This window comes from Microbacterium sp. 13-71-7 (genome assembly GCF_002257455.1).
GTDB lineage: Bacteria > Actinomycetota > Actinomycetes > Actinomycetales > Microbacteriaceae > Microbacterium.
Window position 1 is genome coordinate 1 of sequence record NZ_NCKN01000307.1, and the last position, 4,010, is coordinate 4,010.

A 4,010-nucleotide genomic window follows, 5' to 3' on the forward strand; every position below is an offset into this window, starting at 1 on the left:
CGGACGCAGCAGCATGCCGGACACCGCGGGACTGACCTTCGCCGAGGCCAGAGCTGCGATCGAGGCCGCGGGCTTCCGCCCCAGTGCGGATCCTCGCGATGCGGCGGATGGCGCGCGGGTGCTCGGCAGCGATCCCGGCCCCGGTGCGACGCTGCCGGTCGGATCCGCCGTCATCCTCCGGCTCGAGCGCTCCGCGCCGTCCACGCCGCAGCCCACCTCGACCGACGGGGTCGGCTCGTGACCCGCGCGGCACAGGTGGTCACGAGGCTCGCGGTGGTGCTCGGCGTCCTGGTGATCGCCGCAGCCGCCGTGATCCTGCTGCAGTTCGTCGGCGCGGAGACCCCGGCCGAGGCGACCACGGCCACGCGTGCGCCGGGACCCGGGGTCGGCCAGGCGCCGCGTTCGGGGGCGATGACGGACGCGGAGAGCACCACCCGGCGCGCCGTCGACGCCGTCTGGCTGACGCGTACCGCGGCGTCGACCGGCATCCCGGAGCGGGCGCTGGCGGCCTATGCCTCCGCGGATCTCATCGTCTCCGCCGAGGATCCCTCCTGCGGAATCGGATGGAACACGCTCGCGGGGATCGGCCTGATCGAGACCGATCACGGCCGGCACGGCGGCGCCGTCCTGGGTGCGGACGGGCGTCCGGACCCGCGGATCCGGGGCGCCGCGCTCGACGGGAATGGTGTGATGGCGATCCCCGACACCGATGGCGGCGCCTGGGACGGCGACACTGTCTGGGATCGGGCCGTCGGACCCATGCAGTTCATCCCCGAGACGTGGCGCACCTGGGGTGCGGACGGCGATGGCGATGGCGTGGCGGATCCGAACCAGATCGACGATGCGGCCCTCGCGGCGGCACGATACCTGTGCGCCTCCGGATCCGTCGCGACGCCAGACGGGTGGCGACGGGCGATCCTCCGCTACAACGACCTGGACCAGTACGTCGCCGATGTCGCGCGCGCCGCCAACGGCTATGCCGCGGCGGCGCGCTGACGGCGACGCCCTCAGCCGGAGACCGTCCGGTCTTCGCGTCAGCGCAGCACGGAGCTGAGCAGCAGGCTCGTCTCGCTGTTGACGATGCCCGCGATCCCGCGGATGCGACCGAGGAGCTGATCGAACTCCGCGAGGCTGTCCACCGAGAGCTCCGCGAGGTGCAGGCCCGGGAGAAGCGTCGAAGCTGCGACGCCGGTCGCGATGGCGGACATCACGGGCGTGCCCAGGGTGATGCCCACCTGCTGACTCATCGTGACCAGGCCGGTCGCGAGGCCCTGCTGGTCGGCGGGCACACCTGCGGTCGAACGCAGAAACGCGCCCCCGGAACCTCCGGAGGCGCGTGTTCTCGACCAGGATCCGCGCAGGCTACTTCTGCAGATTGATGCCGGGCTCGACGGGCTTGACGCCATACTCCGCGAAGAGCTTGGCGGTCTTGCCGATCTTGTACAGCGTGCTCATCGCGTCGTGCACGGCGGCGATCAGGTCCTTCTTCGAGGTGTTCATCATGCTGCCCACGTAGAAGCCTCCGTCGAAGGGAGTGCCGACGAGCGCACGGTTGGAGCCCTGGGAGATCGCGAACTCGGCGGCGGGGACGCTCTGGATCCCGAGGTCTGTGCGGCCGGACTCCATCGCCAGTTCCGCGTCTTGCTGCGTCGGATACTCGGTGATCGTCAGCGGCTTCTTCCCCTCTTTCCCGCACTGCGCGGAGAGGGTCTCGGCGTACGTCACGTCGGTGGTGCCGCGGATCGTCGCGACCGAGCGGCCACAGGCGTCGAGTTGGGTCGAGAACTCTGCCGCGCGGTCCTTGGTGGTGATGAGCGTCGCCTGCTCCTTCATGAAGTCGATGAAGGTGCCGGCGGCCTGCCGCTCCGTCGTGTCATAGAGGCTTCCGCCGAAGATGTCGTATCGTCCCGCCGCGACGCCGGTGATCCCGCCCTCCCAGGCGACGGGCACGTACTTGACCTTGACCCCCAGCTCTTCGCCGACCGCGTCCAGGAGGTCTTTGGTGATGCCGGAGGTGGGCACGTTGTCGGCGTCCGCGACGTAGTAGGGCGCGTCGGGGAGGACGAGTCCCACCGTGAGCTGGCCGGGCGTGATCAGCTCGGACAGTCCGGCTCCTGCGCCGGCGCCGGTGGGCTGGTCACGCCCGGCGGCGGCTCCGCAGCCGGCGAGGGCGAGCGCGAGCGCCGCGGTCGACGCGGCAAGGGAGAGACGGGCACGGGTGTTCATTCAGGACTCCTTCGTTCTGACGGTGCATCGAGTCCTGCCAGCGTAGGAATCGGGCGGCGCCGCGGACGAGGGATCGGCGCCGGGAGGGATGGCACATTTCGCGGGGCGACCGCACATGCCCGGACCGCGCGTGCTCAGGCCGCGTGCGAGTGGTTGCGGTGGAGGTCTCGGAAGCGCGAGGGGGTCATGCCGGCCTCGCGGCGGAAGAATCGGGAGAAGTAGGACGCATCGTCGAAGCCGAGCTCCCGAGCGATCTGCGCGCAGCTGAAGTCCGAGCGGGCGAGGAGGCGCTGAGCCTCGTGCATGACCGACTCTCGCAGGATCTCGCCCGGTGGCCTTCCGGTGGCGGCGGAGACGACCTCGCTGAGGTGGCCGGGAGTGACCGAGAGCTCCCTGGCGCAGTCGGCCACCGTGCGGAGCACGCCGCGGCTCTGTCTCGCGAGCCGTTCGAACTGCGCCGCGAGCCCGTCGCCCGCCCCGCCCGGTGAGACGAAGCGCCCGCACAGCACCAGCAGCGCGGTCAGCAGACTGCGGATGGCGAGTTCATAGCCGACCGCGCGCTGCCGCTGCTCGGTCTCGAGCTGCGTGATGAGCGCCTCGATGCGCGCGGCGGAGTCCGGATCGGGATGCCATTTTCCGGAAAGGGGCACCCAGTCCCCGGGGCCGCCCTTTCCCAGCAGCAGCTCGGTGCGGAACAGCACGAGCGCGCCGTCCACCTCGATCTCGCCCGGCACCCAGTGGTGCATCTGACCGGCGGCGACGATGAAGAGGTCGCCGGGCTCCGCAGTGTGTTCCTGGAGATCGATGACGTGATGGCCGGATCCGGCGCGCAGCCAGGCGAGCTCGACGAAGTCGTGCCGATGCGGCACATGGGCTGTCGGACCGGGGCCTTGGGTGCGCAGGTCGCCCAGCAGGAACAGCCCGCCCGAGGCCGCCATCGTGGCGTCCAGCGAGTGCATCGGCGGGCGCCCGTGCGCCGCCGTCATGGCCGGGCCCCGGCCTCATCCGCGCGGAGCGACACCGTGCCGGTGCTGCGCAGGAAGGACGCGGTACGCGCAGAAGATGGGCTCGTGAGCACCTGTGCTGCGGGCCCCTTCTCGACGATCACGCCGCCCTCCATGAACACCACCGTATCGGCAACCTCGCGCGCGAACGAGATCTCGTGGGTCACCACCAGCATCGTCATGCCGGCGTCGGCGAGCGCCCGCATCACCTGGAGCACCTCGCCGACCAGCTCGGGATCCAGCGCCGATGTCGGCTCGTCGAACAGCATCAGCGAAGGTCGCATCGCGAGGGCGCGAGCGATGGCGACCCGTTGCTGCTGGCCGCCGGAGAGCTGGGCCGGGTACTTGTCGGCGTGCTGGCCGAGTCCGACCCGCTCCAGGAGGGTGCGGGCGTGTTGCTCCGCGTCTCTTCGCCCTTCGCGCAACACCGTGATCGGGCCGATCGTCACGTTCTCGAGGGCCGTGAGGTGGGGGAACAGGTTGAACTGCTGGAAGACCATGCCCATGCGACGCCGCACACGGCTGGTCTGCCGGTCGCCGGTCTCGACGAGGTGCGCGCCTTCCACGACGTATCCGACGAGTTCGTCCTCCACGAGGACGATGCCGGCGTCGAGAGGCTCGAGGTGGTTGATGCAGCGCAGCAGGGTGGACTTCCCGCCGCCGGAGGGCCCGATGATGCAGACGACCTCGCCCTGGGCCACATCGAGATCGATGGAATCGAGGATCACGTTGCCGTGGAACGCCTTCCGCAGCCCGCGCAGAGTGAGGGCGTCGACGGTC

The 4,010-nt window shown here is 70.6% G+C and carries 6 protein-coding genes; 2 read left to right on the plus strand and 4 right to left on the minus strand.

Annotated features, from left to right (window positions below; translation table 11 throughout):
* Together B7X32_RS19265 and B7X32_RS19270 are read left to right on the plus strand one after the other, a co-directional pair.
* Positions 1–241: PASTA domain-containing protein (locus tag B7X32_RS19265; RefSeq protein ID WP_292723429.1), on the plus strand; the 241-nt coding region annotated here is incomplete at its 5' end.
* The gene (locus B7X32_RS19270; protein ID WP_292723432.1) at positions 238–996 is read left to right on the plus strand and encodes a lytic murein transglycosylase; all 759 of its coding nucleotides are present in this window, start codon (positions 238–240) and stop codon (positions 994–996) included. The genes B7X32_RS19265 and B7X32_RS19270, both read left to right, overlap by 4 nt.
* Before the next feature lie 38 nt (positions 997–1,034).
* On the opposite strand, the gene B7X32_RS19275 is transcribed toward B7X32_RS19270, so the two are convergent.
* From B7X32_RS19275 to B7X32_RS19290, 4 genes are all read right to left on the minus strand, one after another.
* A complete protein-coding gene (locus tag B7X32_RS19275; RefSeq protein WP_292723443.1) occupies positions 1,035–1,289 on the minus strand; it encodes a hypothetical protein in 255 nt (84 codons plus the stop codon).
* Between the two features lie 73 nt (positions 1,290–1,362).
* Positions 1,363–2,226, minus strand: a complete 864-nt coding sequence (locus tag B7X32_RS19280; RefSeq protein ID WP_292723435.1) for a transporter substrate-binding domain-containing protein — start codon at positions 2,224–2,226, stop codon at positions 1,363–1,365.
* A 134-nt stretch (positions 2,227–2,360) separates the two neighbouring features.
* Positions 2,361–3,212 (minus strand): helix-turn-helix domain-containing protein, encoded by an 852-nt coding sequence (locus B7X32_RS19285; RefSeq protein ID WP_292723438.1) that lies wholly within the window; start codon positions 3,210–3,212, stop codon positions 2,361–2,363.
* Entirely contained in the window at positions 3,209–3,991 is a 783-nt protein-coding gene (locus tag B7X32_RS19290; protein ID WP_292723441.1) for an amino acid ABC transporter ATP-binding protein, read from the minus strand. The genes B7X32_RS19285 and B7X32_RS19290 overlap by 4 nt, the downstream gene beginning before the upstream one ends.
* Positions 3,992–4,010 lie beyond the last annotated feature (19 nt).